This window comes from Caulobacter sp. GW821-FHT10A06 (genome assembly GCF_059415805.1).
Window position 1 is genome coordinate 22,964 of sequence record NZ_JBWKNY010000003.1, and the last position, 25,663, is coordinate 48,626.

Consider the following 25,663-nt stretch of genomic DNA (forward strand, 5'->3'; position numbering starts at 1 on the left):
TGATTAAATCCCCAATATGGTCCGATAGGTCGGGTGCACCACGTCCGCATGTTCGGGATGCTTTTGCAGGTAGCCCGCGAAGAACGGGCAAACCGGCAGGACGAGCAGGCCGCGATCCTTGGCGTCGGCGAGCACGTGTTTGGCGAGGCGGCTGGCGAGCCCTTTTCCTTCCAGCCTTTCGGGCACCAAGGTCTCGGTGATCATCAGGCTGCCGGGGGACAGGTTGTAGGTCACCACCGCAAGCTCGCCGTCGACAGGCAGTTCGTAGCGATGCATCTCGGCGTGGTCACGGATCTCGGGGTCGGACATGGCGAGTCTCTGAGCTTTCTGCGTGAAGGCTTGTTTGGGCTTTGACGTGCAAGCGATCAAGCGTTTGGGGCCGCTGGGCCTCGCCAGGGTTTGACTCTTCCCCGACGGCGCCCGGTAGGGTCTCTCCGATCGGTCGCTGAGGACCGTTCGGAGAGACCGCCATGGCTGTGTTCACCGTCCTCTATCCCGCCGTCGACGAGGCGAAGTTCGATCTCGACTACTACGAGACGACCCACATTCCGCTGGCCAAGGAGGCCTTCGCGGAAACGGGGCTGGAGAGCGTCCAGGTGCTGAAAGGCTTGGCCGCGCCGGGCGGTGGTCCCGCGCCCTACGTGGCGATCGCCCTCCTGACCTTCCGGGACGCGGCGGCGCTGCAGGCGTCGCTGGCCGGGCCGCGCGGACCCGAGGTGATGGCCGACGTCGCCAACTTCACCGACATCCAGCCGATCGCCCAGATCAGCGAGGCGCGCTAGCCCAGGATCGCGTCGAGCGCGTCGACCACGCGTTCGACGTCGCCGTCGGTCATGGCCGGGTATAGCGGCAGGGTCAGGCAGCGCTTGTACCAGGCGTCCGCGCCGGGCAAGTCAGCCAGGCCCTGACGGTTCACATAGTAGGGCTGGCGGTGCACCGGGATGTAGTGGACCTGCGTCCCGATCCCCTGGCTCTTGAGGCTGTCGACCACGGTGCGGCGGCTCAGGCCCTCGGCCTCGAAGTCGATCAGCACGGTCAGCAGGTGCAGGGCCGGATCGGAATGCGCCGGGCTCGACGCCAGCCGCACGCGCGGCGCGCGCTGCGCCAGCAGCTTGGCGTAGAGCGCCGTCAGCTCACGCCGGCGGCCGACGAAGCGGTCCAGCTTGGCCAGTTGCGACAGGCCCAGCGCGCAGAGCACGTCCGGGATGCGGTAGTTGAAGCCCAGCTCCGGCATCTCATACCACCACGGATCGCCGCCGGGCTGGCGGACCATGCCGTGCGAGCGCAGCAGGCGGGCCTTGGCGGCCAGCGCCGCATCGTTGGTGGTCAGCATGCCGCCTTCGCCGGTGGCCAGCGTCTTGACCGGATGGAACGAGAAGCTGGCGAAGCTGGAATAGGCGCCGTCGCCGACGGGATGGGCGACACCGCCGAACGTGCCGATCGAACCCAGCGCATGCGGCGCGTCCTCGACCAGCACCGCGCCGGACGCGCTGGCCATGGCCTTCAGGGCCGGCAGGTCGCAGACGTCGCCGCGCAGATGCACCGGCAGCACCGCCTTGACCCGCTTGCCCTTGATGCCGTTCAGGGCCTTGCCCAGGGTGTCGGGCGTCATCAGACCGCTGTCGGGATCGACATCGGCGAACACCACCTCGGCCCCGACGTAGCGGGCGCAATTGGCGGTGGCTAGGAAGGTGACCGACGGGGCGACGCAGACGTCACCCTCGCCGACGCCCAGGGCCATCATCGCCAGATGCAGGGTGGCCGTACCGTTCGAGACGGCGATCGCGTGATCAGCCCCGACCTTCTTGGCGAAGGCGGTTTCGAACGCCTCGACCGTCGGGCCCGTCGTGAGAAAGTCGCCGCGCAGCGCCTCGGCGACGGCGGCGATGTCGTCGTCCTCGATCGTCTGGCGACCGTAGGGCAGGAAGCCGCTCATCGCGCGGCCTTCTCCTCCAGCATGGCCAGCAGACCTTCCGGCGAGAGCCAATCGTGGTTGTTGTCGCTGCTGTACGAGAAGTCCTCGGCGACCGGCTTGGCGCCATCGGCGGCCGAGTAGGGCGTGCGGCCGAACTCGGCGAAGTTGGGCTCGATGGCGAAGCGGTCCTCGAACTCGACGGTCGAGCGCGAGTCGTCGGCGCTGATCATGATCTCGTGCAGCTTCTCGCCTGGGCGGATGCCGATCACCTTCATGCCGGCGTCCGGCGACATGGCCTTGACCAGGTCGGGCATGGCCATGGACGGGATCTTGGGCACGAAGATCTCGCCGCCGCGCATCATGGTCAGGGACGACAGCACGAAGTCGACGCCTTCGTTCAGGGTGATCCAGAAGCGGGTCATGCGCGGGTCGGTGACCGGCAGCTCGGTCGCGCCCTGGCTCAGCAGGCGGCGATACAGCGGCACCACGCTGCCGCGCGAGCCGACCACGTTGCCGTAGCGCACGACGCAGAACCGCGTGCCGATGTCGCCCGACAGGTTGTTGGCCGCCACGAAGGTCTTGTCCGAGGCCAGCTTGGTCGCGCCATACAGGTTGGTCGGGTTGCAGGCCTTGTCGGTCGACAGGGCCACGACCTGCTTCACGCCGTTGTTGAGACTGGCCCAGACCACGTTCTCGGCGCCCAGCACGTTGGTGTGGATGCATTCCGACGGATTGTACTCGGCCGCCGGCACCTGCTTCAGGGCCGCGGCGTGGATGACGATGTCGACGCCGCGCAGGGCCAGGGTCAGGCGCTCGCGATCCCGCACGTCGCCCAGGAAGAAGCGCAGCTTGCCGTAGGTGGCCTCGTCGAACTGCTCGCGCATTTCGAGCTGCATGTCGCTCTGCTTCAGCTCGTCGCGCGAATAGATGATGACCTTGCGCGGGTCATAGCGTCGCAGCACCGTCTCGATGAAGCGGCGACCGAATGAGCCTGTGCCGCCGGTGACCAGGATCACCTTGCCGTCCAGATCGAGCGATTTGGGAGAAAAACGACCCAAGTCCAGCCTCCTGCGACGTCCGCGGCGCATCAGGGCCCCGCGGCGAATCGTGGTTAACGTCTCTGTTTGCGCCTCCAGATGTAAAGAGGACGTCAACCACGTTGCGGTAGCAAGGCGTCATGCGCCGCACTCGCCTCCTCCCGATCGCCCTGATCGCCGCCCTCGCCGGCGGCTCCCTGGCCGCGCCGACGGTCGCCTTCGCCGGTCACGGCGGGGGAGAAGAGAAGAAGGCGCCGCCGACCTATTTCGCCCTGGACCCGATCAATGCGGTGGTCCTGCGCCGCGACGGCCGCCGGGGCGTGATGACCGTCGAGGCGGGCATCCAGGCCAAGGATCCGACCCTGATGACCCGCGCCCAGGCCTCGACGCCGCGCCTGCGGGCCGCCTTCGCCCAGGTGTTGATGGTCTATGCCGCCGGCCTGCGCGGCGGCGTCGCCCCGGACATGGACCATGTCGGCCGCGAACTGCAGAAGGCCTGTGACCAAGTGCTGGGCAAGCCAGGCGCCCGGGTCCTGATGGGCTCGGCCCTGCTCAGCTAGGTTTCTTGCGGCGGGCTCGGAAAAACCCCCGCAGCAAGTCCGCGCTCTCGTCCGCCAGCACGCCGCCGGTTACCTCGGGCCGCCAGTGGCAGGTGGGCTGGGCGAAGAACTTCGGGCCATGCACGACCGCGCCGCCCTTCGGGTCCTCGGCCCCGAACACCACCCGGCCGATCCGCGCATGGCTGATGGCCCCGGCGCACATGGCGCAGGGCTCCAGGGTCACGACCAACGTCAGGTCGGTCAGCCGATAGTTCTCCAGCTTGGCGGCGGCGGCGCGCATGACGGCGATCTCGGCGTGGGCCGTTGGGTCGTGGGCGGCGATCGGGCCGTTGCCGGCCGTGGCGATGACCTCGCCGGTCTTCGGATCCAGGATCACCGCGCCGACCGGGGTTTCGCCGGCCTCGGCGGCGGCGCGGGCGGCGTCGAGCGCCAGGCGCATCATGCGGTGGTCTTGATCCTCGTCCTGATCAGTGCGCATTACCAAGAAAAGCCCATCGAGAGATGCGCCCAGCCCGAGAAGGACGCCGAAATGACCAAACCTCACGATCCCCTATACGAACCGCACCTCGACGGCGAGGACGGCGATCTGGAGAACGGTCCCGGCGAACGGGTGGCCAAGGCCCTGGCGCGGGCCGGCGTGGCGTCGCGGCGCGAGGTCGAGCGGCTGATCGAGGCTGGCCGCGTGGCGATCAACGGCAAGGTGCTGACCACCCCGGCGGTCAAGGTCGCGCCCGGCGACTTCCTCACCGTCGACGGCCAGTTGGTGGCCGAGCGCGAACCGACCCGGATCTTCCGCTATCACAAGCCCACCGGGCTGATGACCACTCACAACGACCCCAAGGGCCGGCCGACGGTGTTCGGCTCGCTGCCCAAGGACCTGCCGCGCCTGATCTCGGTCGGCCGCCTGGACTTGAACTCCGAAGGCCTGCTGCTGTTGACCAATGACGGCGAGCTGTCGCGCGCCCTGGAAACGCCCAGCAACGCCTGGGTTCGTCGTTATCGCGCCCGCGCCTTCGGCGACACGACGCAGGCCAAGCTGGACAGGCTGAAGGACGGGATCACCGTCGAAGGCGTCAAGTACGGCTCCATCGAAGCCAAGATCGACAAGGCCCACGACAAGGCTGGCGGCGGCAAGAACATCTGGATCACGGTCTCGCTCTCCGAAGGCAAGAACCGCGAAGTCCGCAAGGTGCTGGAAGCCCTGGGCCTGAAGGTCAACCGCCTGATCCGCATGTCCTACGGCCCGTTCGCCCTGGGTCCGCTGGAAGCCGGTCAGATCGAGGAGGTCGGTCCCCGGGTGATCCGCGAGCTCATGGAAGGCATCATCTCCGAAGAGAACATGCCGACCGGCGATCGTCCGAAGTTCGGCGGCATCGCCGCCGCCGTGAAGGCGCCCGGCACGCCGGGTGGCGGTGATCTGCAGCGCCGGGGCGCGCCGCGCGCCGACCGCGACCTCAAGCCGGACGCGCCGGAAAAGCCCGAAAAGCCGGTCTACAAGGCTGGCTGGGCCAAGCCGAAGAAGAAGGTCTCGCCGCACGCGCCGAGCAAGGGCGCCAGCAAGGGCGTCGCCCAGTCCAAGGCCAAGCGCGCGCCCAAGTCGATCGACAGCAAGTTCATCGACATCGGCAAACCCGCCGCCCGCGGCAAGCCGGCGGCGGCCCGTCCGGGCGCCAAGCCTGCTGACGGCGCAGCGCGTCGGGTGTCGGAAAAGCCGGGTCGGGCGGCGCCGCGTTCAGGGGGCAAGCCTGCGGGCGGCGCGGGCGGGCGTGGTCCTGCGCCGCGCGGTGGTCCGAAGCGCTAGGCCGCAGCGGCCGCCGAAGCGCCCGTCCAGCGTCGTAGCGCCGGCCAGCGTAGCGACAGCTCGGCCACGCCGATAAAGCCGGCCAGGATCACCAGGGCGCTGCCGATCAGCCCCGCGCGGAACTCGTGCGGGGCGTCGGGGTGGCTGGTCATCGGCCGGATCAGCAGCACGATGACGGCGTTGTTGGCCGCGTGGGCGCCGACGCCCAGCTCGATGCCGCCCAGGCGCAGGGCCATCCAGGTCAGGCCCGCGCCCATGGCCGCGCGCACCAGGAAGGCGTCGATATTGGGGTCGAAGTGGATGGCGGCGAACAGCAGGCCGTTCAGGACCATCAAGGCCACGGGATTGTGGATGTAGGCGGCGCTCTGCTTCAGCAGCCAGCCGCGGAACAGGATCTCCTCGGCGGCGGCGGCCAGCACCAGCAGGGCGACGGCCAAGGCCCCGTAGATCGCCTGTCCGGCCAGGTTGGGCGAGATGCGGCCGATCGGCGGATCCATGGCCTCGCCGCCCAGGGCCGCGACGCCGACCACGGCGGTCATGACGACGCCGACCAGCACCAGGCCGCCCAGCAGCAGGCGCCAGCGGAACGCCTGGCCGGCATTGATGTAGTCGGTGATCTTGCGGTGGTGGATCGCCCCGGCCGCGAACACGAAGCCCACCGCCGCGCCCAGGTTCACCCCGGCCAGAACGGTCAGCAGGAACAGAGACTGACGCGCGGTCGGGAAGGCCGTGGGCGAGGCCGAGAAGACGGAGAACAGGTCGCCGGCCGCTGGCGCGCCGTCCAGGCCGCTGACCACCAGCATGGCGATCAGGGTCGCGGCGATGCCGCCCAGCAGGGCTCCGACGGCCGCCGCCAGCACGCCGATCGGCACGGCGAACACGGTCCGCCAAGGGTCGCGGTCATAGGGCGACAGGTCGGCCAGGAAGCGCGACCGCCTCACCGCCCCCATCAGCTCGCCCATGCCCATTGTCGGATCGCCTCTTGCCTGTCGCGGCGACTAAGAGGGGGCGGCCACGATCTTGTAAAGCGCGCGCTTGCCGCAGGGCGCTCGGGACGGCACACATCCGGTTACCGGTTGTAAGGGGCATGAGGGAAATGGGCATGAGCGACGGCGTTTTGAGCAAGGATGGGCACGACAGCACGCCCGGGCATCTGCATCGGCTGGTGTTGTTCTCGGACGCCGTGTTCGCCATCGCCATCACCCTGCTGGCCATCGAGATCCACCCGCCGCACCACTGGCATGGCATTGCCGACCTGTTCGCCCAGATGGGCGCCAAGCTGACCGCCTATGCCGTGTCGTTCGCGGTGGTCGGGGTCTGCTGGTTCAGCCACCGCCGGGTGTTCGCCCGTCTGGTCCGGGCCAATGGCGGCCTGGACGTCGTCAACCTGGTGGTCCTGGGCCTGATCGCCCTGCTGCCGCTGGTCACCGAGCTGCTCTGGGAGAGCCGTGGCGGCGAGGCCGTGCTGGTCTATGTCGGCCACGTGGCGCTGATCGGCCTGGCCATGGGCCTGGTCTGGGCCTACGCCGCCTTCATCGGCAAGCTGACCGAGCCGATGCCGACGGGCGAGGCGGTGTTCGTGCTGCTGCGCGTGGCGCTGCTGCCGGGCCTGATGTGCGGGCTGACGATCTTCAGCCTGGTCAAGCCGTGGGGCTGGGCCCTGCTGGCCGCGCTGGTGATCGGTCTCAACCTGATCGGCCGTCGCTTGGCGCCGAAGGCCGCCTGATGCGCATCGTCTCGGGCCAATATCGCGGCAAGGCCATCGCCACGCCGCCGGGCGGCACCACCCGTCCGACTTCCGACCGCGCCCGCCAGGCCGTGTTCAACATCCTGGAGCACGCCGCCTGGGCGCCGGAGCTGCACGGCGCACGGGTGATCGACGTCTTCGCCGGCTCGGGCGCGCTGGGGCTGGAGGCCCTGTCGCGCGGCGCGGCCTTCTGCCTGTTCGTCGAGACCGACGACGCCGCACGCGGGGCGATCCGCGAGAACATCGACGCCATGCACCTGTTCGGCGTCACCCGCGTGCACCGCCGCGACGCCACCGACCTGGGTCCGCGTCCGGCCAGCGCCGGCGCGCCGTTCGACATCGCCTTCTTGGATCCGCCCTACAACAAGGGTCTGGGCGAAAAGGCCGTGGCCGAGATGAAGGCCCACGACTGGCTGGCCCCCGGCGCGATCCTGATGTTCGAGCGCGGCCGGGGTGAGGTCGATCCGGTGCTGGACGGCTTCGAGCAGATCGACGCGCGCGACTACGGCGCCGCGCGCGTCCTGTTCTACAAGCTGACGAGCTAAAAGCTCGTCATCCCGGAAGCCTCGAAGAGGCTGTCCGGGATCCAGGAATAGGCAAAGCTACCAGGCCTTAGCGCCCACTCGGTTGTCGAGTTGGGCGCGCAGGTTGCCCAGCCCCAACCGGGTGATCCGGTAGGGCCCGCCCTCCTGGCTGGCGATCAGGCGTTTGCGTTTCAGCGACTGGAAGACGCCGACATTGCAGTCGGTCAGCGCCCAGCCGTCGCGGGTGATGCAGTCGGCCGAGACGATCTTGCCGTTGTCGTCACGTTCCAGTTCGATCCGGCCGCCTTGGGCCAGAGCATGCAGCGTGCGTTGCTGCGGTTTGGAGATGTTCAAGGGATTGTCCGAGAGATCGAGGCATACGATCACGCAGCCGCCTGGCGTCTGCGCGGGCGGATAGCGGGCCTCTAGACATTCGAACCGAGGTTCGGAGCCTGTTAGGCCCGCGCCTCGCGCACAATCTCGGACATGAACCACACAAGAAGAGTTGGTGTGGGGAAGATGGGGGAAGAGCCGGCAAAGCTCAAGTTATCCCTCTCCCCTTGCGGGAGAGGGTGGCCCGCGAAGCGGGTCGGGTGAGGGGTTGAAAGGCCTATCCGACAAGTCGGTGCGACCCCTCATCCGGCCCTTCGGGCCACCTTCTCCCGCAAGGAGAGAAGGGGATTCCTACGGCGCCTTGCTGACACTGTTGTCGATGCCGGTGACGCTGACCTTGGGCGGCTTGGTCGCGCGCCAACGGACCGTCTGGTCCGTGCCGGTCACCGTGATGGGCGCGCCGGGAGCCAGGTCGATCGTCACCTTGCTGCCCGTGCCCGTCAGCGTCAGGCCCGCGCAAGCGCCCGTGAAGGTCAGGGCGTGATCCGTGCCCTCGACGACGGCGGCGCGGCCATCGCATTCGATCGTGCGGGACTGGCCGATGCCGGTGACGCGAACCGAATCCGGTGCGCCGGCCAGGCCGGAAACAAGCGCGAGCAGGGACAGGGAAATCATGACGCGGCGGTCCTCAAGGTTACAGCTCGGCTGCAAACGCGCGGGCGGCCTGAAAGCTCCACCGAAGGTAGCGGTTATTTCTTGGCCTTGGCGGGCGTGGTCTGGCTGGCCTTGACCGGCGCGCCCTGCTGGCGGGCTTCGCTGACCAGGCCGGCGCAATCGGCGTCCTTGGCCTCGCCGGTTGTAACGAAGGGCAGCAGGGCGGCCAGCGGGTTGATGAGCGAGCCCAGCGCCGCGGCGATGCCGCCCTGGCCGACGGCCTGGCTGGCGTCCAGGCCGGGCTTCGGGGCCATGATCGGGCCTTTGATGGTGATCGGGATGAACAGCCGCACCAGGCGCGGCTTCTTGCTGTCGCCCTCGATGCGGAAGTCCATGCGCTCGGTGCGCAGGTCCACCGTGCCGCGACCCTTGGCCAGCACGACGCCGGTGTCGGCGACCAGGGTGCTGGTGGTCATCACCCCGTTCTTGACGTCGAAGTCGGCGACGGCGCAGCGCACCGGCGTCTCCTTGTTGCTCTTCGACAGCAGCAGGATCAGGCCCTTGGACGCGTTGACGCCCAAGAGCTCGGCGAAGGCCTGACGGATCTGGCCGCGCGGGGCGACCAGGGTCACCGAACCATCCGCCGTAGAGGCCGCGCGATGCACGCTGTTGCCGGTCCCCGTCAGCTTGGCGCGGGCCATGACCGCGCCCTCGATGGCCGGCTTGCCGTTAGCTTTGAACGGGATGAAGTCCTCCAGCCGGGCGTTCAGCAGGCGCACGTCGATGTCGGTCTTGGGCGTGGCCGGACGGGCGTCCAGACGGACCTTCCCTTTCAGATCGCCGCGCGAGAAGGTCAGGGCGATCGGGTCGACGGTCAGCACGCCCTTGTCCAGGACGACCTCGGCGCTGACCTTGCGCAGGGGCAGGTTGGGCGCGTTCACGGTCTCGGCGCGGTAGCTGACCTTGGCGTCCATGGCGCGGATGCGGTCGACCTGCAGGGTGGCGTCGGGCAGCAGGCGCTGGGTGGCGTCGCGCTGGGCGGCCTCGACCTTCTGGCCGGCCGAGGCGGTCTCGCCGCGACCCGTGGCCGGGGCGGCGCCGAACAGGCTGCCCAGGTCGTCGAAGTCCAGGCGACGCGAGCGCAGGTCGGCCTCCAGATAGGGCCGCTCGCGCCCGGTCAGCACGAAGAGATCGCCGCTGATGTCGCTGTCGCCGACCCGGCCCGACAGCTTTTCGAAGTCGTAGCGGTCGCCCTTGCGCGCCAGGTGGCCCGAGACCTTGTAGGGCGGGGTGTTGGGCAAGGTCAGGCCGGTCAGGTCGTGCAGTCGGTTCAGGTCGGCGCCGGAGATGCTGAGCTGGGTCTCGAACCGGCCCAGGTCGAAGGGCTTGATCACATTGCCCTCGGCGGTGATCTTGGTCGAACCCGCCTGGATCGAGGCGTCGAACGGATAGGGCCGGCTGGGCGAGATGTTCAGCAGCGGGCCGCCGGTGACCTGGGCCACGAAGGCCGACTGGTTCAGGCTGCCCTTGCCCTCCAGCACGAACCGGCCGCCCTTCTCGCCGGCGCGTTCCTGGGCGTTGACCGTGCCGACAAACAGCGCGCCGCGCTGGCGGTCGTCGACCCGCAGCTTACCCTCGTTGATCACGAAACGCTGGATGGCCGGCAGCTTCAGCGGCTTGTCGCTCTTGGCCGCGCCGAAGGTCCAGTTGGCCTTGCCGTCCTTGTCACGCAGCAGGCGCACGTCGGCCTTGTCGATGGCCAGGAAGGGCAGGATGACGTCGCCCTTCAGCAGCGGCAGGATCTTGATCTGCACGGCCACGCGCTGGACCTGAGCCATCTGGCCCGCGTCCTTGTCGACCGTCTTGGCCCAAGCCGGCTGGCCGATGCGCAGATTGTAGGCCTCGGCTCTGGGCGAGAACGACCAGGGATGGACCCGCAGGTCGCCGGCGATCACCACCTCGCGCTGAAGTTGGACCGAGGCGTAGCGGCCGATCGGGCCGCGCAGCCAGTTCCAGTCGAAGATCACCAGGAAGGCGATGACCGCCGCGACTAGGGCGAGGGCCGAACCGATGCCGATCCGCGCGCGCCGAGACAGCCCCCGGAACGGGTTCCGAGGCGGTCTAGGCGCGGGCATGACGTCGGCGGTGGACAGGATCGTGGCTCCGGTTGAACCCTCACAACGCGTGAGGCCGGCGATCGTGTTCCAAATTGAAGCGAGTCTAGTTGGAAGGCGTCGTCAGTAGACGAGGCCGATCCGGCAAACGACGACTCCCGCGATCAGGAATACGGCGATGGCCACGAGTTCATAAGCCTTGAAAAACGGCCGGCTTGGCGTGCGCATGGTTAGTTGTTCCCCCGTCCCATTTTGGTGCGTGTAGACGCTCTTGGCGCAAGGGCGGCGCCACCCGCTTTGGGTTAGGGCGTCTTGCCGGGCCAGATCAGATAGCCGGCCTCGTCGCGCCCGGCGGCGACGTAACCGTACGCATACGGCGGCGGATAGCTTACGGCGGGGCCCCCACGGCCCTGTTCGTAACCATCGCTGTATGCGCGAACTTGCTCGTACTCATACTGATCGACCTGACGGCCATAACGCGACTCATGACGGGGCGCGCCGTAGCGGTCGCCCGCATAGCCGCCGCGTGTCTCAATATCGAGACGGCGATTGCCGTAGCCCCACTGATCGTGATCGGACCAGCCGCGATCGGCGTCGCACTCGACACGATCCCAGCGATAGGCGCCGCCCGGTCCGGTCACCCGGCGCACGACGCAGTCGCCGGGCCCCGAGTTCGGCGGCAGCAGCTCCGAATCCAGCGGCAGGCCCACACCCCGATGTGGCTGAGCCATCGCCGGCGCGGCGAGGCTAACCACAGTGAGGGCCAGGACAGGCAGGAGGCGGAACGCGATCATGGAGGTTAACAAAACATTTCCCGACGCAGGGTGAGTGCGGTTTCACCCAATAAGCGAGCGTGGCCGTGGGCGCTTCCCTTGGCGGCGCGCTGGGGCTAGCGTGGCCTCAAACAAGTGTTTGAGGCAGCCATGGCGATCGAGGCGGTGATCTGGGATTTCGGCGGCGTGTTCACGACCTCGCCGTTCGAGGCCTTCCGCCGCTACGAGACGCAAGCTGGCTTGCCCGAGAACTTCATCCGCACGGTCAACGCCACCAATGGCGACAGCAACGCCTGGGCGAAATTCGAACGCGCCGAGATCGACGCGGCGGCCTTCGACACCCTGTTCCTGGAAGAGGCCACCCGTCTTGGGCATGCCGTTCGCGGGGCCGAAGTGCTGCCGCTGCTCTATGGCGACCTGCGGCCCCGGGTGCTGGACGCGCTGAAGGCCTGCAAGACGCGGTTCAAAGTCGGCTGCATCACCAACAATGTCCCCACCGGCCACGGCCCCGGCATGGCCCAGAGCGCCGACAAGGCGCTGGCGGTGAGCGAGATCATGAGCCTGTTCGACGCGATGATCGAAAGCTCCAAGGCGGGGGTGAGGAAGCCCGACCCGCGCATCTACCAGATGATGTGCGAGCTGCTCGACGTGGCGCCGGAGACCTGCATCTACCTCGACGACCTGGGCATCAACTGCAAGCCGGCGGCGGCGCTGGGCATGACGGCGATCAAGGTCTCGACCGAAGATCAGTTGCTGGCCGACCTTGCCGAAGCGACCGGATTGTCGTTCTGAGGGGACAAAGTTCTCTCGGAGATTCCCATGTCCCGTCCCCGCATCGGCGCCGACGCCGCGATCGCCCAACTGCAAGGCTGGAGCGCCGCGCCGGACCACAAGGACGCGATCGCCAAGACCTTCAAGTTCGCGGACTTCAACGAGGCCTTCGGCTTCATGACCCGCGTGGCGATCATGGCCGACAAGCTGGATCACCACCCCGAGTGGTTCAATGTCTACAACCGGGTCGAGGTGCTGCTGACCACGCATGACGCGGACGGGGTGACGGAATTGGACGTCCAGATGGCGAAGTTCATGGACAGCGCCGCCTGAAGAATTCAAACTCCCGTTTGAATTATAATCGGGAGGACGCCGCCAATGGCGCAGAGCACGGGCCGGGTCGCCGGCAAGAAGGCCTTCATCACGGGCGGCGCCCAGGGTCTGGGCGCGGCGGCGGGGCGGATGCTGGCCGGCGAAGGGGCCAAGGTCGCCCTGGCCGACCTGAACCTGGCCGGCGCGCAAGCCGTGGCGGCCGAGATCAACGCCGCCCACGGCGCGGGCACGGCCTTCGCCTACCAGCTGGACGTCACCCAGGAAGACCAGTGGATCGAGGTTCTGGAGCAGGCGACGGCCGACATGGGCGGCCTGTCGGTGCTGGTCAACAACGCCGGCATCGGCGGCGACGGCCCGATCGAGAGCCTGGATTTCGGGCTCTGGAAGAAGGTGATGTCGGTCAATGTCGATAGCGTCTTCCTGGGGGCCAAGCACGCCCTGACCCACATGCGCGCGCACCAGCCCGGCTCGATCATCAATCTGAGCTCGATCGCCGGCCTGATCGCCAACGGCAATTCGCCGGCCTACAACGCCTCGAAGGCGGCGGTCTGGCTGCTCAGCAAGAACATCGCGCTGTACTGCGCCAAGATGAAGCTCGACATCCGCTCGAACTCGATCCACCCGACCTTCATCGACACCCCGATCCTGGACGGCTTCTCAGCCCGGTTCGGCAAGGAAGAGGCCTTCGCCAAGCTGGCCCGGCAGGTGCCGCTGGGCCGCATCGGCGAGCCGAACGACATCGCCAATGCGGTGCTGTACCTGGCCAGCGACGAGAGCAAGTTCATGACCGGCGCCGAGATCAAGGTCGACGGCGGCATCTCCGCGATGTGAGGAAATTCCCTTCTCCCCTTGCGGGAGAAGGTGTCGCCGCAGGCGACGGATGAGGGGTTGAAGAACGCAAAACGCCGCGACCGGCCTTTCGGCTGTCGCGGCGTTTCTGTCTGTGCGACCCCTCACCCGGCCCTTCGGGCCACCCTCTCCCACAAGGGGAGAGGGGAGGTGGGATCAGCGCGGCGCCCGCTTCGCCAAAATCCGCTGCAGGGTCCGCCGGTGCATGTTCAGCCGCCGCGCCGTTTCCGACACGTTGTGGCCGCACATCTCGTAGACGCGCTGGATGTGTTCCCAGCGCACCCGGTCGGCGCTCATCGGGTTCTCGGGCGGGGCCGGGGCGGCGTCCTTGGCGGCCAGCAGGGCGCGAGCTACGTCGTCGGCGTCGGCCGGCTTGGACAGGTAGTCGACCACCCCCGCCTTCACCGCCGCCACCGCGGTGGCGATGTTGCCGTAGCCGGTCAGCATGATGACCTTGGCGTCGGGCCGCGCGTCGCGCACCGCCTCGACCACCTTCAGGCCCGAGCCGTCTTCCAGCCGCATATCCAGCACCGCGTGGGCCGGAGCGGCGCCGCGCAGGATGGTCAGGGCCTCGGCGACGGAAGCGGCCAGGGTCACCTCAAAGCCGCGCTGCTCCAGCGCTCGTCCGAGCCGGGTCCGCAACGGGCCGTCATCGTCCAAAAGCAGCAGCGTCTTGTCCGGCAGGGCCGCGACCAGCTCACCAATATCCGCCATGAAGTCCGCGCCTCCAGCGCCAATACTCAACAGGCCAAATAACAACCCATAGTGTCCAGGATACGCAACGTACTTCAAGCCCCGATAAAGCCGGGAGCTTCAAGCGCCGGCCTGGGCCAACGAGCCGAGACTACGGCGCCGCCACGACGTCCATTACGGAAATCCACGGTGGCGCCGGTTCGTTCCAGCAAGGTCTTGGCGATGAAAAAGCCTAGCCCCATGCCGATATGGCCGGTGCGAGAGCCTTCCGCCCCCGGCCGGGTGGTGACATAGGGCTCGCCCAGCTTGGCCAGCACCTCGGGCGAGAAGCCGGCCCCGTCGTCGCGGGCCTCGATAACGATATAGCGGGCGTCGAAGCGGGCGATGACGATCACCTCGCTGCGGGCGAAGTCGACCGCATTCTCGACGATCGAGGTCATGGCGTGAATGATCTCGGGCCGCCGCCAGATGTCGGGCGCGGTTTCTCCCGAAGGACCGTTGACCACGGCCTCGACGCGGATGCCGTGCACCAGGTGCGGCTCGATCACGTCCTGGACCAGTTGGACCAGGCTCATGCGCTCGTGCACGGCGTCCTTGGCCTCGGGCATTTCGGTCAGGCGCTGCAGGATCTCGCGGCAGCGGGCGGCCTGGCCGATCAGCAGCTCGGCGTCCTCGCGGATCTCCTCGCTGACGGCGTTGCGGGCCATTTCGCGCGAGACGACCGAGATGGTGGCCAGCGGCGTGCCCAGCTCGTGGGCGGCGGCGGCGGCCAGGGCGCCCAGGGCCGACAGGCGCTGCTCGCGGGCCAGCACGGTCTCGGTAACGTTGAGGGCCAACTCCATCCGCGCGGACTCGCTGGCGGCCTGCCAGGCATAGGCGGCGGTCAGGCCGATGCCGATGATCCGCGCGCTGACCATGGTCCACAGCATCAGGGTGCTGGGCGTCGGCGAGGGGATCGCGCCGGCCAGGGTGGGCAGCGGCAGGTGGAACAGCGCCAGCGCGACGGTCGAGGCGACGGCCAGCAGGCCCAGGCCCAGGGCGTAGCGCGCGGGCAGGGTGGCGGCGGCCAGGGTGACGGGGGCGATCAGCAGCAGCGAGAACGGGTTCAGCGCCCCGCCGGTCAGGTACAGCAGGCCCGACAGCTGCAGGATGTCGAAGGCGATCTGGGCGGTGGCCTCGCCGTCGCGCGCCAGGCGCTGGCCGCTGGAGGCCAGGCCGAGCAGCACGTTCAGCCAGGCCGACAGGGCGATCAGGGTGAAGCATAGCGCCCACGGCACTTGCAACTTCAGCGCGAGACCTGCAATCAGGAGGACGGCGGTCTGTCCGACCACCGAAAGCCACCGTTGGGCCAGCAGGGTGCGAACCCTTAAGCGTCCACGGCGCAGCCCTGGCGCGGTCCAGGACCAGGCGTCGTCTTGCGCCGGTTCCTCACCCGGATTATCGAGCCCTTTATGACGTTGATCGTCGGGCGTTCTCGCGAACGAAACGTCAGTCATGTCCGCAAGATTGTCCATATTCTCGCGCTTGGCGAGAGTGAAAGATCGGGCGGACGCAAAAGGATGAAATGCACATGCCGCGTCACCGCCTTGTCCTGATCCTGGCCTGCGTCGTCGGCCTCGTGGTCACCGCCGGCCTGGCCTGGAACGCGGGCGTGTTCAAGTCCGAGCCTCCCGTGCCGATCGGCGGTCCGTTCCAGATGGTCGACCAGAACGGCAAGCCCGCCACCGAGAAGGTGCTGAAGGGTAAATGGAGCCTGGTGTTCTTTGGTTTCACCTATTGCCCCGATGTCTGTCCCGGCACCCTGCAGGCGCTGTCGGCGGCGACCGACCAGCTGGGTCCGAAAGCCAAGGATCTGCAGATCGTCTTCATCTCGGTCGACCCCGGTCGCGACAATCCTGAGCAGATGAAGACCTACCTGTCGAACGACTTCATCCCGAAATCGACCATTGGTCTCACGGGCACGCCCGAGCAGGTCCAGGTCGCGGCCAAGGCCTACAAGGTTTACTACGCCAAGAGCGGCGAGGGCCCCGGCTACACCATGGACCACTCGACGGTGACCTACCTGATGGATCCCAAGGGCCGCTACAAGACGGTGATCCCCTACGGCAGCCCGCCCGACGAGATCGCCCGCCGCGTCGGCGACGCGATGCGTGAGGGCTAAGCGGGGCGCGAAGGCTAAAACGGGCGCGAGCGTTGAGAGCGCTACCATCTGCGCGAGCGGTGACGCTGTGACGCGGTGCAAAAAGCTTCCACGGGGTAGACTCCGTTAGGGTCTAACGTGGTATGTTGCATTGCAACATCGCGGATGCGCCATGCTTTACGCCATGCACGAGGCGGCTTACTACGCCTCCACTCCGATGCGCCAGATGGCGCTGGCGGCCCGGGATTTCTGGGGATCGCCGCTGAATCCGGCCGCCGACACGGCCTTGGGCCGGCGTCTGCACGCCGGGGCGGATCTGTTCGCCAACATCACTCGCCGCTACGGCAAGCCCAAATGGGGCCTCGACACGGTCAAGATCGGCCAGGTCGACGTCCGCGTCCGTGAGACCATCGTCTGGCAAAGCCCCTGGGCGCGCGTGATCCAGTTCGACCGCGACATGGCTGACATGCGCCGGGCCGGCAAGTTCAGCCTGGACCCTGCCGTGCTGATCGTCGCGCCGCTTTCGGGCCACTACGCCACCCTGCTGCGCGGCACGGTCGAGGCGTTCCTGCCCGACCACTCGGTGTTCATCGTCGACTGGGTCAATGCCCGCAACGTGTCGGTGCTGGAAGGCCGTTTCGACTTCCACGACTATATCGACCACATCATCCAGATGCTGTCGGTGCTGGGCCCGCGTCCGAACGTGGTGGCCGTCTGCCAGCCCGGTCCGCCGGTCCTGGCCGCCGCCGCCCTGATGGCCGAGCAGAACCATCCCTCGCGTCCGGCCAGCATGACCTTCATGGGCTCGCCGATCGACGCGCGCCTGTCGCCGACCGTGACCAACCAGCTGGCCGAGGAAAAGCCGTTCACCTGGTTCCAGTCGAACATGATCTACACCGTGCCGCCGCCCTATCCGGGCGCGGGCCGGCGCGTCTATCCGGGCTTCGTCCAGCTGGCCAGCTTCATGAGCATGAACGCCGAGCGCCACCAGGAGGCCCACCGTCGTTACTTCCAGGACCTGGTGAAGGGCGACGGCGACAGCGCCGACAAGCACCTGGAATTCTACGACGAGTATCTGTCGGTCCTGGACCTGACGGAGGAATTCTACCTCCAGACCATCGACATCGTCTTCCAGCAGTACCTGCTGCCCAAGGGCGAGCTGATGCATCGCGGGACGCTGGTGAAGCCGGAAGCCGTCACCGACATCGGCCTGATGACGGTCGAGGGCGAGAACGACGACATCTCCGGCATCGGCCAGACCCAGGCCGCTCACGGCCTGTGCAAGAACATCCCGGACGAGCTGAAGTTGGACTATGTGCAGCCCGGCGTCGGCCACTACGGCGTGTTCAACGGCCGTCGCTTCCGCGAGGAGATCTATCCGCGCGTGCGCAAGTTCATCCGCAAGTGCGACCCGCACTTCGAGGAAGAGGCCTGATCTGACGTCGCGTCGCCCTTGCGAGGCGGGGCGGCGCAGACGATCTTAGGCGCAGATGTTCGCGCTCAAGGCCCAACGTTTTTCCGACGGTGATCGACTGGAGATCGGCGGCTGGCCGGTTCGCCTGCGGGTGGACGGCCGGGCGCGCCGGATCTCTTTGCGCGTCGACCGGGCCAAGTCCGAGATCGTCGCCCTCTCGCCCACCGCCCGCCGCCTGAACGAGGCCGTCGCCTTCGCCCAGGAGAAGTCTGGCTGGATCGCCAAGCAACTGGCGGCCTTGCCCGAGCGGATGAGCCTGGCGCCGGGCGGGACCCTGTGCCTGAACGGCCAGGCCTATCGCCTGGAAGTCGGTCCCGGCCGGGCTCGCATCGACGGTGACCGCATCGTCGCGCCGGACGACGCCAACTGGGGGCTGAAGGTGGTGCGCCTGGCCAAGCGCGAGGCCCTGGCGATCCTGACCGACCGCACCGCCGTCCACGCCGCCGCCCTGAACCGGCCGATGCCCTCGGTGGCCGTGGCTGATCCCAAGGCCCGCTGGGGTTCGTGCCGTCCGGCCACGTCCCGCACGCCGGCGGCGATCCGCTACAGCTGGCGACTGATCCTGGCCCCGGCGGCGGTAGCCGACTACGTCGTCGCCCACGAGTGCGCCCACCTGATCGAGGCCAACCATGGCCCCAGGTTCTGGGCGCTGTGCGAAGAGCTGGTCGGCGATCCGGCGCCCCACCGCGCGTGGCTGCGGGCCCATGCGGCGGAGCTGCACGCGATCGGGGCCTAGCCCATAGAGAAAAGGCTCCCCCGCATCGCGGGGGAGCCTCTCTGTCTTCGACCTAGTAAGGCAGCTGATCCGCCGGCGGCGTCGTGCCGGCCGGGGTCTCGGCGGCCGGGCCTTCCGGCGTCGGGGTCGGGTTGATCAGGTCGCCGATCGGATCCGTCGGCGCGACCGGCGGGGGCTCGACGACGCCGCCCGGGATCGGGGTGGCCTTCAGGCGGGGCAGGGCGGCCGACATGAAGGTGCGCCAGACCTCGGCGGGGGCGCCGCCGCCGGTGACGCGCTTCATCGGGGTGTTGTCGTCCTTGCCGGTCCAGACGGCGGTGACGAAGCCGCCGGTGTAGCCGACGAACCAGGCGTCCTTGTAGTCGCTGGTGGTGCCGGTCTTGCCGGCGATGTCGTAGCCGGCGACCTTGGCGCGGGCCCCGGTGCCCGAGGCGACGACCTCGCGCATCATCTGGTTCATGTACTGCAGGGCTGGCGAGCCGATCACGGCCGAGCGGGCGGTCTTCTCGACGCTGTGGTCGTAGAGGACCTTGCCGCTGGCGGTGCGGATGCGCTCGATGCCGTAACCCTTGGCCAGGAAGCCGCCGTTCGAGAACGGGGCATAGGCCTGGGCCATCTCCATGGGGCTGACCTCGACCGCGCCCAGGGCCATCGACGGGTCCAGCTGGATCTTGCTGGTGATGCCCAGGCGGCGAGCGGTGGCGGCGACGTTGCTGGTGCCGACCTCGTTGGCCAGGCGCGCGGCGACCGTGTTGATCGACTGGGCCAGGGCCGTCTGCAGGGTCATCGGACCCAGATACTTGTTGGTGTAGTTGCGCGGCTCCCAGTTGCCGATCTTGACCGGTTCGTCGACGACCATGACCGACGGATTGCGGCCGGCCTCCATGGCGGTCAGATAGACGAACGGCTTGAAGGCCGAGCCGGCCTGGCGGCGGGCGGTGGTGGCGCGGTCGAACTGGCTGTCGGAATAGTCGGCGCCGCCCACATAGGCGCGGATGCGGCCTTCGCCGTCGATGGCGACCAGCGCGGCCTGCTGCACGCCTTGAGCCCCGTGGCCCTCGACGCCCAGCTTCACGGCGCGCTCGGCCGAGACCTGGATCGGCAGGTCCAAGGTTGTCTCGACAACCAGGTCCTCGGTCGGTTCGCCGACCAGCGAGCGGACCTGGGCGTCGATATAGTCGGTGAAGTACTGGGCGCGCTGGTTGGCCAGGGTGGCCGAGACCTGCACCGGGGTCTTGAAGGCCTCGTCGCGCTGCTCGGCGGTGATGGCCTTGATGCGCACCATCTCGTCGAGAACGATGGTGGCGCGGCGGGCGGCGCGTTCCTTGGCAGAGACCGGCGAATAGCGCGCCGGGCCCTTCATCATGCCGGCCAGCAGAGCGGCCTCACCGATGGTCAGCTCGTTGGCGGGCTTGTTGAAATAGCGCTGCGAGGCGGCTTCGATGCCGTAGGCGCCGGCCCCGAAATAGACCCGGTTCATATAGAGGGCCAGGATCTGCTTCTTGCTGAACTTCAGCTCCAGCCAGACGGCCAGGATCAGTTCCTGGGCCTTGCGGCGATAGTTCTGGGCCGGGCTCAGGAACAGGTTGCGGGCCAGCTGCTGGGTGATGGTCGAGCCGCCGCGCTGGGGACCGTCATGGGTGGCGTTCCACGCCAGCGACCGCATGATGCCCCAGGGGTTGAAGCCGAAGTGGTGGTAGAACTGGCGGTCCTCGATCGCCACGAAGGCGGCCGGCACGTATTTCGGCAGGGCGTCGATATCGACCGGCGGCGCGTACTGGCTGCCCCGGACCGCGAGCAGGGCGCCCGAGCGATCCAGATAGTTGATCGAGGGCTGGCGCTTGACGTCGTACAGCTTGGACGTGTCGGGCAGGTCGCTGGCGAACACCGCGAAGAAGGCCACGACGAAGATCAGGCCCCAGACGCCCAGGACGGTGCCCCAATAGACCAGGGCCTGGAGCGGGGTGCGCTGCGGCTTGGCCGCCTTGTTCCCGCCGAAGGGTCCGTTCGCCATGGTCGTCCTTGAATTCCTGAGATGCCGCGCGGGCGCGCGTGCTGGCGCCCGTTCCGTTTAGCCGAAGCCCACAGAACGCGCGACAAGATTGACGAGAAGTGAACGCGCCATGCGGCGCTCTTGTGGCGATGGTTTCTTGGCGCCATGTTGCCACCTATAATTGAGGAAACAAACGGCGAACGATCATGGCGTTCCTAGCTCCGTCAGATGACGCGCTGTCGTGCTTGGCCTCGCCGCCCGAGGCTGCCAAAAGAGCCCCCGTGTACGTTCCTCCCGAATCCCCCGAACTCGACCACGCCCGCGACGTCCTGCGGCGCACATTTGGCCATGCCGATTTCCGGGGCATGCAGGCGGGGGTGATCAACGAGATCCTGGCCGGCCACAGCGCCATGGCCGTGCTGCCCACAGGCGGCGGCAAGTCGTTGTGCTACCAGATCCCGTCGCTGATCCGGCCGGGCGTGGGCCTGGTGATCTCGCCGCTGATCGCCCTGATGGCCGACCAGGTCCAGGGCCTGCGCCAGGCGGGCGTGGCGGCCGAGCGGCTGGACAGCAACGTCTCGATGGACGAGCGGTCCGAGATCTGGCGGCGCATCGACGCCGGCGAGGTCGACATGCTGTACCTGTCGCCCGAAGGCCTGATGCAGCCATGGATGCTGGATCGCCTCTCGCGCACGCCGCTCGCTTTGATCGCCGTCGACGAGGCCCACTGCGTCAGCCAGTGGGGTCACGATTTCCGGCCCGAATACCGGATGATGGGCCGCCTCGCCGAGCTCTTCCCCGACATCCCGCGCCTGGCGGTCACCGCCACCGCCGACGCCCGCACCCGCGACGACATTCGTGCGGAACTGCGCCTGCAGGGCGCGGCCGAGTTCGTCGACAGCTTCGCCCGCCCCGAACTGGCGCTCAGCGCCGAGCGCAAGCGGGGTAAGGGCCACGACCGCGTGGTCGAGCTCGTCCTGGAGCGCCCCGGCCGCGCCGGCGTCGTCTATGCCGGCAGCCGCGACTCGACCGAGAAACTGGCCGAGAAACTGAATGCGGAGGGCATTCCGGCGCTCGCCTACCACGCCGGTCTGGACAAGGCTGTCCGCGCCCGCCGGCTGGAGGAGTTCCTCGAGGCCGACGCGGCGGTGATGGTGGCGACCATCGCGTTCGGCATGGGCGTCGACAAGCCCGATGTCCGTTTCGTGATCCACGCCGACCCACCGGCCGCCATCGAGGCCTACTGGCAGGAGGTCGGTCGCGCCGGCCGCGATGGCCAGCCGGCCGAGGGCATCACCCTGTACGGCTCGGCCGACATGGCCTGGGCCGGTCGCCGCATCGAGACCAAGGACGCGCCCGACGAGGTCAAGCAGGCGCAGTCGCGGAAGCTGCGCCAATTCTATTCGATGATGGAGGACGTCACCTGCCGGGCCGCCGCCGTCCGTCGTTATTTCGGTGAAGAGGGCGTGGCCCCCTGCGGGGTCTGCGACGTCTGCGTCGCGCCGCCGACCGGCATCGACGCCACCGAGGCCGCCCAGAAGGCGCTGTCGGCCGTGCACCGCATGGGCGGCCGCTACGGGCGCGGGCGGATCATCGAGCACCTGATGGGCAAGACCAAGGACGTCACGCCGCAGGAGGCCCAGCTGCCGACCTTCGGCATCGGCCGCGAGTTCAGCCAGCCGACCTGGCGCGACCTGTTCGACACCCTGATCTTCGAGGGTCTGCTGCGCGAGGATCCCAATGACGGTCGGCCGCTGATCGGCTTAGGGGATGTCGAGGGCGTGCGGCAGGTCTATCGCAGCGAGCGCCGCGTGGCCCTGCGCCAGACGACCGAGGCGCCGGAGACGGGACGCGCCAGCACGGCCCGCAAGCGCCGCGAGGGCAAGGCCCTGACCATCCCGCTGGAAAACCAGATGCTGTTCGAGGCCCTGCGCGCCTGGCGCAAGGAGCAGGCCCAGGCCCAGCACGTGCCGCCCTATGTCATCTTCCACGACGCCACCCTGGCCGAGATCGCCGCCGCGCGGCCGGCCACCCTGGCGGCCCTGGGCAAGTCCGGCGGTGTAGGCCAGGGCAAGCTGGACCGTTATGGGGAAGCGGTTTTGAAGGTCGTGCGGGAGAACTAAACCTCGTCCCGCGAGTTAGCTTCCGGTCAAGCCGAGGAGCCTCCCCCATGACTGACATCAGCAGCTTCACTCCCGACACCTCGTCCGCCGCCGCCGCGCTGGATGGCGCCAAGAAGACGACGGCCGAAAAGACCCGGCAGGCCAAGGAAGTGGTCAGCAAGGCCGTGAAGTCGGCCCGCGAGACCGCCACCGAAGTGGCCGCGCAGACCCGCACCTTCGCGTCCGAAAAGGCCAAGGTCGGCGCCGCCTGGACTCGCGACAAGGCCCAGGTCGCCCATCACGCCGCTGAAGAGCACCCCGTGGGCGTCGCCCTGGGCGCGTTCGCGATCGGCCTGGGCGTGGGCTTCCTGATCGCCCGCAATCTGGACTAGCTAGACCGCTACAAGCTCAGGCGCTCGGCGTTCACGCCCGCGGCCCGCAAGGCCGCGAGCCGTGCGAACGCCAGCGTCAGGGCCTTGCGACGCGCCGGCGCCAACGGGGCGAGCGGCGCTTCACGCACGACCGCGCCGCCGAAGGCGTCGGTGACCAAGAGACCCGGCTCGTCCGGCAGGATGCCCTCTGGAAAATGCGGCGCGACGGCGAAGTAGAAGGCGTCGCAATAGGGCGCGTACTCGCCCCATTTGCGGTCGACGCGGTAGTCCTCCAGCCCCGACTTCACCTCGACGATCAGCACGTCGCCTTTCGGCCCCAACGCCATCAAGTCGGCCCGCCGTCCGTTCGGCAGGGTCACCTCGGCCAGCGGCGCATAGCCCAGGTCGACCAGCAGCCGCGCGGCCCCTCGGGTCACGGCCAAGGTCGTTTCCGGGCGGGTCTGAAGTTCGATGATCACGTCCATCTGCGTGATCATGTTCCAGCTTTGTTCGCGGATCAAGCTTGGAACACGGTTAAATAGCGTCGCGATAGGCGAGCGTGTTTGACCACAACCTCTCCGAGACCTAGCGCTGCCTTGGAAGCACAGCGGGGTGGGGCATGAGCGCGCGGATCTGGATGTTGGGCGTGGCGATGGCGGCGGTGGCCGGCGTCGCGACCGCAGGCGTAAAGGCCACGCCGATCGCGGCGGTCGAGGGGCCGGAGACGATCGCCTATGGCGCATTGCGTCCGGGCGCTTTCTTCGCGGCGTCCAGCGGTCGCAACATCCTGATCGGCGGCCTGCTGGGCGCGCTGGTCGACATGTCCGACGGCAAGAACATCGTCGAGAAGAACGAGATCGGCGATCCCGCCGAGCCCATGGCGCGAAACCTGGCCTTTCAGCTGGCCGACCTGCGTGGCGCGACCGTGGACGACCGCCTGCTCGCGCTGGAGCGCATGAAGGCGCCGCAGATCGCCGCCGCCGGCGGATCGGCCCGCTATGTCGTGTCCACCCTCACGACCCAGCGCAGCATCATGTGGCACTCGCTCGGCTGGAACCGTTACCGCGTCTACTACATGGCCGGCATGAACGTGGTCGATACGCGGACCCAGAAGGTCGCGCTGGCCGACGGGTGCAAGTGGAATTCCGACAAGAACGGCGCGCCGATGCCGGACGGGGCCCCGACGCGGGCCTCGCTGCTGGAGAACAAGGCGGCGCTGCTGAAGGCGGTCTTTGACGAAGCCGGCCAGGCCTGTGAGGCCCAGTTCTCCGCCACCCTGGGCCGCTGGGCGGGACAGGCCATGCCGCGCACGACGCTGGCCGCCGCGTCGCGGGTCGAGACCCTGCCGCCGCCCGAGCCGGTCGTAGCGGCTGCTCCGCCGCCGCCGGTCCCGGTCCGACTGGTCGAGGCCAAGGCGGCGATCCTCGCCGCTCCGGTCCAGGCCGTGCCGCCCGAACCCGCTCCCGCGCCGGTGATGATGGCGCGGGCCGAGCCGCCGCAGCGGGTCCCGGATCGTTATCCGATGTTCGACCATCGCCTGGCCGCGGCCTATGCCGAGCCGACGCCGTCGCCCGCTTTCGTCGCACAGTCGTCTGGCGTCCGCGCCGCCGGTCGCGACGCCAACGGCTACCTGACCTGGCCGGGCAAGCGCCCTTAAGGCGCGGGCTGCTTGGTCGGCCGCAGCAGGTTCACATCATAACCCAGCGCCTTGGCCCTAGCGGTCAGGGCCGCGCGGTCGGCGTCGGTCGGCAGCTTGCGCGACAGCAGCCACAGGTACCGTCCCGACCCCTCGCCGACGATCGACCAGCTGTAGTCGTCCGCGTGGTCCAGCACCCAGTATTCGCCGAAGAAGAACGGGCCGAAGAAGCTGACCTTCAGCTTGGCGTTGGTCGCGGTGTCGGCGACCTTGGCCTTGCCCTCGCTGACCTTCACCGGGCCGTCGACCGCGCCCTGATGGCAGGTGTTGAGCACCCGGATCAGGCCGTCGGGGCGCTTGGAATATTCGGCGGTGACGCCTTCGCAGCCCTTCTCGAAGCGCATGTCGTAGCGGGCCACCTCGTACCAGCGGCCGGCATAACGCTCGAGGTCGACGGCCTTGGCCGGCTGGGGCGGGTTCGGGTTGCCGACGGGACCGGCGACGCAGGCGGTCAGGCCCAGCGCGGCGAGCGCCGCGAGGAGGGGAAGTCTCAAGCGCCGGCTCCTGGCGGATGTTGCGGATATTCCAGCTTGGCGTAGCCCAGCTCCTTCACCCGCTCGAGGGCGATGGCCTTGGTGGCGACGGGCATGTCGGGGGTGCGCGAGATCAGCCAGACATAGTTGCCGCCGGGCGTGGCCATGATCGCCCACGAGCCGTCGGCGGCGCAGTCCAGCACCCAGTATTCCTGTTTCCGCAGGCCGCCCAAGAAGCTCATCGTGAAGCGGGTGTTCTGGCTGTTCTCGACGATCTTGCCGTTGGTCGTGAACACCTTCTCGGCGCCCAGGGGCGAGCCGCGGTGGCAGACCTGGCGGACCTTGAAGGTCGCCCCCTGCAGGGTGAAGTCGGTGGTCGGGGCCTCGCAGTCGCGCTGGCCGGCATTGGGCGTGCGGGCGATCTCGAACCAGCGGCCCGAATAGAACTGCGCCGAGACCGGCTTGGCCGGCGGCTTGGCGGCCGCCAAAGCGCTGCCCGACAGCGTCACCGCGATCAGGCTCGTCAGGACGATCTTGGAAAAGCGCATGGGCGAACCTTTGCCTAGGTCCGCCC

At 68.3% G+C, this 25,663-nt stretch carries 29 protein-coding genes; 14 read left to right on the forward strand and 15 right to left on the reverse strand.

Annotation, left to right across the window (positions count from 1 at the left end; translation table 11 throughout):
- Window positions 1–3: 3 nt before the first annotated feature.
- Entirely contained in the window at window positions 4–309 is a 306-nt protein-coding gene (locus tag AC07NF_RS07780) for a GNAT family N-acetyltransferase (RefSeq protein WP_492813603.1), read from the reverse strand.
- Window positions 310–470: 161 nt separating this feature from the next.
- Between AC07NF_RS07780 and AC07NF_RS07785 the strand changes: the two genes are divergently transcribed.
- Window positions 471–782 (forward strand): EthD family reductase, encoded by a 312-nt coding sequence (locus AC07NF_RS07785; protein ID WP_494633475.1) that lies wholly within the window; start codon window positions 471–473, stop codon window positions 780–782.
- Here the strand turns inward: AC07NF_RS07785 and pseC are convergent.
- Together pseC and pseB are read right to left on the reverse strand one after the other, a co-directional pair.
- Complete coding sequence (pseC, locus tag AC07NF_RS07790; protein ID WP_494633476.1) at window positions 779–1,936, reverse strand: UDP-4-amino-4,6-dideoxy-N-acetyl-beta-L-altrosamine transaminase; 1,158 nt, start codon at window positions 1,934–1,936, stop codon at window positions 779–781. The two genes, AC07NF_RS07785 and pseC, sit on opposite strands and share 4 nt — an antisense overlap.
- Window positions 1,933–2,973 carry a UDP-N-acetylglucosamine 4,6-dehydratase (inverting) gene (gene pseB, locus AC07NF_RS07795; protein ID WP_492813608.1) on the reverse strand — a complete coding sequence of 347 codons (1,041 nt, stop codon included), beginning with the start codon at window positions 2,971–2,973 and terminating at the stop codon, window positions 1,933–1,935. Before pseB ends, pseC begins: the two co-directional genes overlap by 4 nt.
- Window positions 2,974–3,092: 119 nt before the next feature.
- Here pseB and AC07NF_RS07800 point away from each other — a divergent pair, with 119 nt between their 5' ends.
- Entirely contained in the window at window positions 3,093–3,512 is a 420-nt protein-coding gene (locus AC07NF_RS07800) for a hypothetical protein (RefSeq protein WP_492813610.1), read from the forward strand.
- Here AC07NF_RS07800 and tadA read toward each other — a convergent pair.
- Window positions 3,505–3,990, reverse strand: a complete 486-nt coding sequence (gene tadA, locus AC07NF_RS07805) for a tRNA adenosine(34) deaminase TadA (RefSeq protein WP_494633477.1) — start codon at window positions 3,988–3,990, stop codon at window positions 3,505–3,507. The two genes, AC07NF_RS07800 and tadA, sit on opposite strands and share 8 nt — an antisense overlap.
- 51 nt (window positions 3,991–4,041) lie before the next feature.
- On the opposite strand from tadA, the gene AC07NF_RS07810 reads away from it, so the two are divergent.
- Window positions 4,042–5,313 (forward strand): pseudouridine synthase, encoded by a 1,272-nt coding sequence (locus AC07NF_RS07810; RefSeq protein WP_494633478.1) that lies wholly within the window; start codon window positions 4,042–4,044, stop codon window positions 5,311–5,313.
- Here the strand turns inward: AC07NF_RS07810 and AC07NF_RS07815 are convergent.
- On the reverse strand, window positions 5,310–6,281 hold the full coding sequence (locus AC07NF_RS07815; protein ID WP_494633479.1) for a CPBP family intramembrane glutamic endopeptidase: 972 nt from the start codon (window positions 6,279–6,281) through the stop codon (window positions 5,310–5,312). The genes AC07NF_RS07810 and AC07NF_RS07815 overlap by 4 nt on opposite strands.
- 134 nt (window positions 6,282–6,415) lie before the next feature.
- Between AC07NF_RS07815 and AC07NF_RS07820 the strand changes: the two genes are divergently transcribed.
- Complete coding sequence (locus AC07NF_RS07820; protein WP_494633480.1) at window positions 6,416–7,039, forward strand: TMEM175 family protein; 624 nt, start codon at window positions 6,416–6,418, stop codon at window positions 7,037–7,039.
- Complete coding sequence (gene rsmD, locus AC07NF_RS07825) at window positions 7,039–7,605, forward strand: 16S rRNA (guanine(966)-N(2))-methyltransferase RsmD (protein WP_494633481.1); 567 nt, start codon at window positions 7,039–7,041, stop codon at window positions 7,603–7,605. The genes AC07NF_RS07820 and rsmD overlap by 1 nt, the downstream gene beginning before the upstream one ends.
- Before the next feature lie 57 nt (window positions 7,606–7,662).
- Here the strand turns inward: rsmD and AC07NF_RS07830 are convergent, their stop codons facing one another.
- The 4 genes from AC07NF_RS07830 to AC07NF_RS07845 form a co-directional block, all read right to left on the reverse strand.
- Window positions 7,663–7,938, reverse strand: coding sequence for a YjhX family toxin (locus AC07NF_RS07830; RefSeq protein ID WP_492813621.1), 276 nt, complete (start codon window positions 7,936–7,938; stop codon window positions 7,663–7,665).
- 330 nt (window positions 7,939–8,268) lie between these two features.
- Window positions 8,269–8,592: a DUF3060 domain-containing protein gene (locus tag AC07NF_RS07835; RefSeq protein ID WP_492813623.1), complete on the reverse strand. Its 324-nt coding sequence runs from the start codon at window positions 8,590–8,592 to the stop codon at window positions 8,269–8,271.
- Between the two features lie 74 nt (window positions 8,593–8,666).
- Window positions 8,667–10,706 carry an AsmA family protein gene (locus AC07NF_RS07840; RefSeq protein ID WP_494633482.1) on the reverse strand — a complete coding sequence of 680 codons (2,040 nt, stop codon included), beginning with the start codon at window positions 10,704–10,706 and terminating at the stop codon, window positions 8,667–8,669.
- 281 nt (window positions 10,707–10,987) lie between these two features.
- Complete coding sequence (locus tag AC07NF_RS07845; RefSeq protein WP_494633483.1) at window positions 10,988–11,479, reverse strand: hypothetical protein; 492 nt, start codon at window positions 11,477–11,479, stop codon at window positions 10,988–10,990.
- A 129-nt stretch (window positions 11,480–11,608) separates the two neighbouring features.
- Between AC07NF_RS07845 and AC07NF_RS07850 the strand changes: the two genes are divergently transcribed.
- The 3 genes from AC07NF_RS07850 to AC07NF_RS07860 are packed head-to-tail and all read left to right on the forward strand — an operon-like array spanning window position 11,609 to window position 13,393.
- On the forward strand, window positions 11,609–12,250 hold the full coding sequence (locus AC07NF_RS07850; protein WP_494633484.1) for an HAD-IA family hydrolase: 642 nt from the start codon (window positions 11,609–11,611) through the stop codon (window positions 12,248–12,250).
- Between the two features lie 27 nt (window positions 12,251–12,277).
- The gene (locus AC07NF_RS07855) at window positions 12,278–12,562 is read left to right on the forward strand and encodes a 4a-hydroxytetrahydrobiopterin dehydratase (protein ID WP_454718311.1); all 285 of its coding nucleotides are present in this window, start codon (window positions 12,278–12,280) and stop codon (window positions 12,560–12,562) included.
- A gap of 45 nt (window positions 12,563–12,607) precedes the next feature.
- Complete coding sequence (locus AC07NF_RS07860; RefSeq protein ID WP_494633485.1) at window positions 12,608–13,393, forward strand: SDR family oxidoreductase; 786 nt, start codon at window positions 12,608–12,610, stop codon at window positions 13,391–13,393.
- A 174-nt stretch (window positions 13,394–13,567) separates the two neighbouring features.
- On the opposite strand, the gene spdR is transcribed toward AC07NF_RS07860, so the two are convergent.
- Both spdR and AC07NF_RS07870 read right to left on the reverse strand, forming a co-directional pair.
- Window positions 13,568–14,125 carry a stationary phase response regulator transcription factor SpdR gene (gene spdR / locus AC07NF_RS07865; protein WP_291880393.1) on the reverse strand — a complete coding sequence of 186 codons (558 nt, stop codon included), beginning with the start codon at window positions 14,123–14,125 and terminating at the stop codon, window positions 13,568–13,570.
- 74 nt (window positions 14,126–14,199) lie between these two features.
- Window positions 14,200–15,600: an ActS/PrrB/RegB family redox-sensitive histidine kinase gene (locus AC07NF_RS07870; RefSeq protein WP_492813632.1), complete on the reverse strand. Its 1,401-nt coding sequence runs from the start codon at window positions 15,598–15,600 to the stop codon at window positions 14,200–14,202.
- Between the two features lie 74 nt (window positions 15,601–15,674).
- On the opposite strand from AC07NF_RS07870, the gene AC07NF_RS07875 reads away from it, so the two are divergent.
- From AC07NF_RS07875 to AC07NF_RS07885, 3 genes are all read left to right on the forward strand, one after another.
- Entirely contained in the window at window positions 15,675–16,265 is a 591-nt protein-coding gene (locus AC07NF_RS07875; RefSeq protein WP_492813634.1) for an SCO family protein, read from the forward strand.
- Window positions 16,266–16,416: 151 nt separating this feature from the next.
- Window positions 16,417–17,679, forward strand: a complete 1,263-nt coding sequence (locus AC07NF_RS07880; RefSeq protein WP_492813636.1) for a polyhydroxyalkanoate depolymerase — start codon at window positions 16,417–16,419, stop codon at window positions 17,677–17,679.
- 55 nt (window positions 17,680–17,734) lie between these two features.
- Complete coding sequence (locus tag AC07NF_RS07885) at window positions 17,735–18,454, forward strand: M48 family metallopeptidase (protein WP_494633486.1); 720 nt, start codon at window positions 17,735–17,737, stop codon at window positions 18,452–18,454.
- 52 nt (window positions 18,455–18,506) lie between these two features.
- On the opposite strand, the gene AC07NF_RS07890 is transcribed toward AC07NF_RS07885, so the two are convergent.
- Window positions 18,507–20,468, reverse strand: a complete 1,962-nt coding sequence (locus AC07NF_RS07890) for a transglycosylase domain-containing protein (RefSeq protein ID WP_492813639.1) — start codon at window positions 20,466–20,468, stop codon at window positions 18,507–18,509.
- A gap of 260 nt (window positions 20,469–20,728) precedes the next feature.
- Between AC07NF_RS07890 and recQ the strand changes: the two genes are divergently transcribed.
- Together recQ and AC07NF_RS07900 are read left to right on the forward strand one after the other, a co-directional pair.
- Window positions 20,729–22,570, forward strand: a complete 1,842-nt coding sequence (gene recQ / locus AC07NF_RS07895) for a DNA helicase RecQ (protein ID WP_494633487.1) — start codon at window positions 20,729–20,731, stop codon at window positions 22,568–22,570.
- Window positions 22,571–22,617: 47 nt separating this feature from the next.
- On the forward strand, window positions 22,618–22,941 hold the full coding sequence (locus tag AC07NF_RS07900) for a hypothetical protein (protein ID WP_494633488.1): 324 nt from the start codon (window positions 22,618–22,620) through the stop codon (window positions 22,939–22,941).
- Window positions 22,942–22,949: 8 nt separating this feature from the next.
- On the opposite strand, the gene mmcB is transcribed toward AC07NF_RS07900, so the two are convergent.
- On the reverse strand, window positions 22,950–23,405 hold the full coding sequence (mmcB, locus tag AC07NF_RS07905; protein WP_494633858.1) for a DNA repair putative endonuclease MmcB: 456 nt from the start codon (window positions 23,403–23,405) through the stop codon (window positions 22,950–22,952).
- Window positions 23,406–23,539: 134 nt separating this feature from the next.
- On the opposite strand from mmcB, the gene AC07NF_RS07910 reads away from it, so the two are divergent.
- Window positions 23,540–24,577 carry a hypothetical protein gene (locus tag AC07NF_RS07910; protein WP_494633490.1) on the forward strand — a complete coding sequence of 346 codons (1,038 nt, stop codon included), beginning with the start codon at window positions 23,540–23,542 and terminating at the stop codon, window positions 24,575–24,577.
- Here AC07NF_RS07910 and AC07NF_RS07915 read toward each other — a convergent pair.
- Window positions 24,574–25,140, reverse strand: a complete 567-nt coding sequence (locus tag AC07NF_RS07915; RefSeq protein ID WP_494633860.1) for a lipocalin family protein — start codon at window positions 25,138–25,140, stop codon at window positions 24,574–24,576. The two genes, AC07NF_RS07910 and AC07NF_RS07915, sit on opposite strands and share 4 nt — an antisense overlap.
- Window positions 25,107–25,637, reverse strand: coding sequence for a lipocalin family protein (locus AC07NF_RS07920; RefSeq protein WP_494633492.1), 531 nt, complete (start codon window positions 25,635–25,637; stop codon window positions 25,107–25,109). Before AC07NF_RS07920 ends, AC07NF_RS07915 begins: the two co-directional genes overlap by 34 nt.
- Window positions 25,638–25,663: the final 26 nt, after the last annotated feature.

Coding starts and splice junctions, on each gene's coding strand:
- AC07NF_RS07780 (WP_492813603.1), bottom strand. CDS start 309: ATGTCCGACCCCGAGATCCGTGACCACGCCGAGATGCATCGCTACGAA.
- AC07NF_RS07785 (WP_494633475.1), top strand. CDS start 471: ATGGCTGTGTTCACCGTCCTCTATCCCGCCGTCGACGAGGCGAAGTTC.
- pseC (WP_494633476.1), bottom strand. CDS start 1,936: ATGAGCGGCTTCCTGCCCTACGGTCGCCAGACGATCGAGGACGACGAC.
- AC07NF_RS07800 (WP_492813610.1), top strand. CDS start 3,093: ATGCGCCGCACTCGCCTCCTCCCGATCGCCCTGATCGCCGCCCTCGCC.
- tadA (WP_494633477.1), bottom strand. CDS start 3,990: ATGCGCACTGATCAGGACGAGGATCAAGACCACCGCATGATGCGCCTG.
- AC07NF_RS07810 (WP_494633478.1), top strand. CDS start 4,042: ATGACCAAACCTCACGATCCCCTATACGAACCGCACCTCGACGGCGAG.
- AC07NF_RS07815 (WP_494633479.1), bottom strand. CDS start 6,281: ATGGGCATGGGCGAGCTGATGGGGGCGGTGAGGCGGTCGCGCTTCCTG.
- AC07NF_RS07820 (WP_494633480.1), top strand. CDS start 6,416: ATGAGCGACGGCGTTTTGAGCAAGGATGGGCACGACAGCACGCCCGGG.
- rsmD (WP_494633481.1), top strand. CDS start 7,039: ATGCGCATCGTCTCGGGCCAATATCGCGGCAAGGCCATCGCCACGCCG.
- AC07NF_RS07835 (WP_492813623.1), bottom strand. CDS start 8,592: ATGATTTCCCTGTCCCTGCTCGCGCTTGTTTCCGGCCTGGCCGGCGCA.
- AC07NF_RS07840 (WP_494633482.1), bottom strand. CDS start 10,706: ATGCCCGCGCCTAGACCGCCTCGGAACCCGTTCCGGGGGCTGTCTCGG.
- AC07NF_RS07845 (WP_494633483.1), bottom strand. CDS start 11,479: ATGATCGCGTTCCGCCTCCTGCCTGTCCTGGCCCTCACTGTGGTTAGC.
- AC07NF_RS07850 (WP_494633484.1), top strand. CDS start 11,609: ATGGCGATCGAGGCGGTGATCTGGGATTTCGGCGGCGTGTTCACGACC.
- AC07NF_RS07855 (WP_454718311.1), top strand. CDS start 12,278: ATGTCCCGTCCCCGCATCGGCGCCGACGCCGCGATCGCCCAACTGCAA.
- AC07NF_RS07860 (WP_494633485.1), top strand. CDS start 12,608: ATGGCGCAGAGCACGGGCCGGGTCGCCGGCAAGAAGGCCTTCATCACG.
- spdR (WP_291880393.1), bottom strand. CDS start 14,125: ATGGCGGATATTGGTGAGCTGGTCGCGGCCCTGCCGGACAAGACGCTG.
- AC07NF_RS07870 (WP_492813632.1), bottom strand. CDS start 15,600: ATGACTGACGTTTCGTTCGCGAGAACGCCCGACGATCAACGTCATAAA.
- AC07NF_RS07875 (WP_492813634.1), top strand. CDS start 15,675: ATGCCGCGTCACCGCCTTGTCCTGATCCTGGCCTGCGTCGTCGGCCTC.
- AC07NF_RS07880 (WP_492813636.1), top strand. CDS start 16,417: ATGCTTTACGCCATGCACGAGGCGGCTTACTACGCCTCCACTCCGATG.
- AC07NF_RS07885 (WP_494633486.1), top strand. CDS start 17,735: ATGTTCGCGCTCAAGGCCCAACGTTTTTCCGACGGTGATCGACTGGAG.
- AC07NF_RS07890 (WP_492813639.1), bottom strand. CDS start 20,468: ATGGCGAACGGACCCTTCGGCGGGAACAAGGCGGCCAAGCCGCAGCGC.
- AC07NF_RS07900 (WP_494633488.1), top strand. CDS start 22,618: ATGACTGACATCAGCAGCTTCACTCCCGACACCTCGTCCGCCGCCGCC.
- mmcB (WP_494633858.1), bottom strand. CDS start 23,405: ATGGACGTGATCATCGAACTTCAGACCCGCCCGGAAACGACCTTGGCC.
- AC07NF_RS07910 (WP_494633490.1), top strand. CDS start 23,540: ATGAGCGCGCGGATCTGGATGTTGGGCGTGGCGATGGCGGCGGTGGCC.
- AC07NF_RS07920 (WP_494633492.1), bottom strand. CDS start 25,637: ATGCGCTTTTCCAAGATCGTCCTGACGAGCCTGATCGCGGTGACGCTG.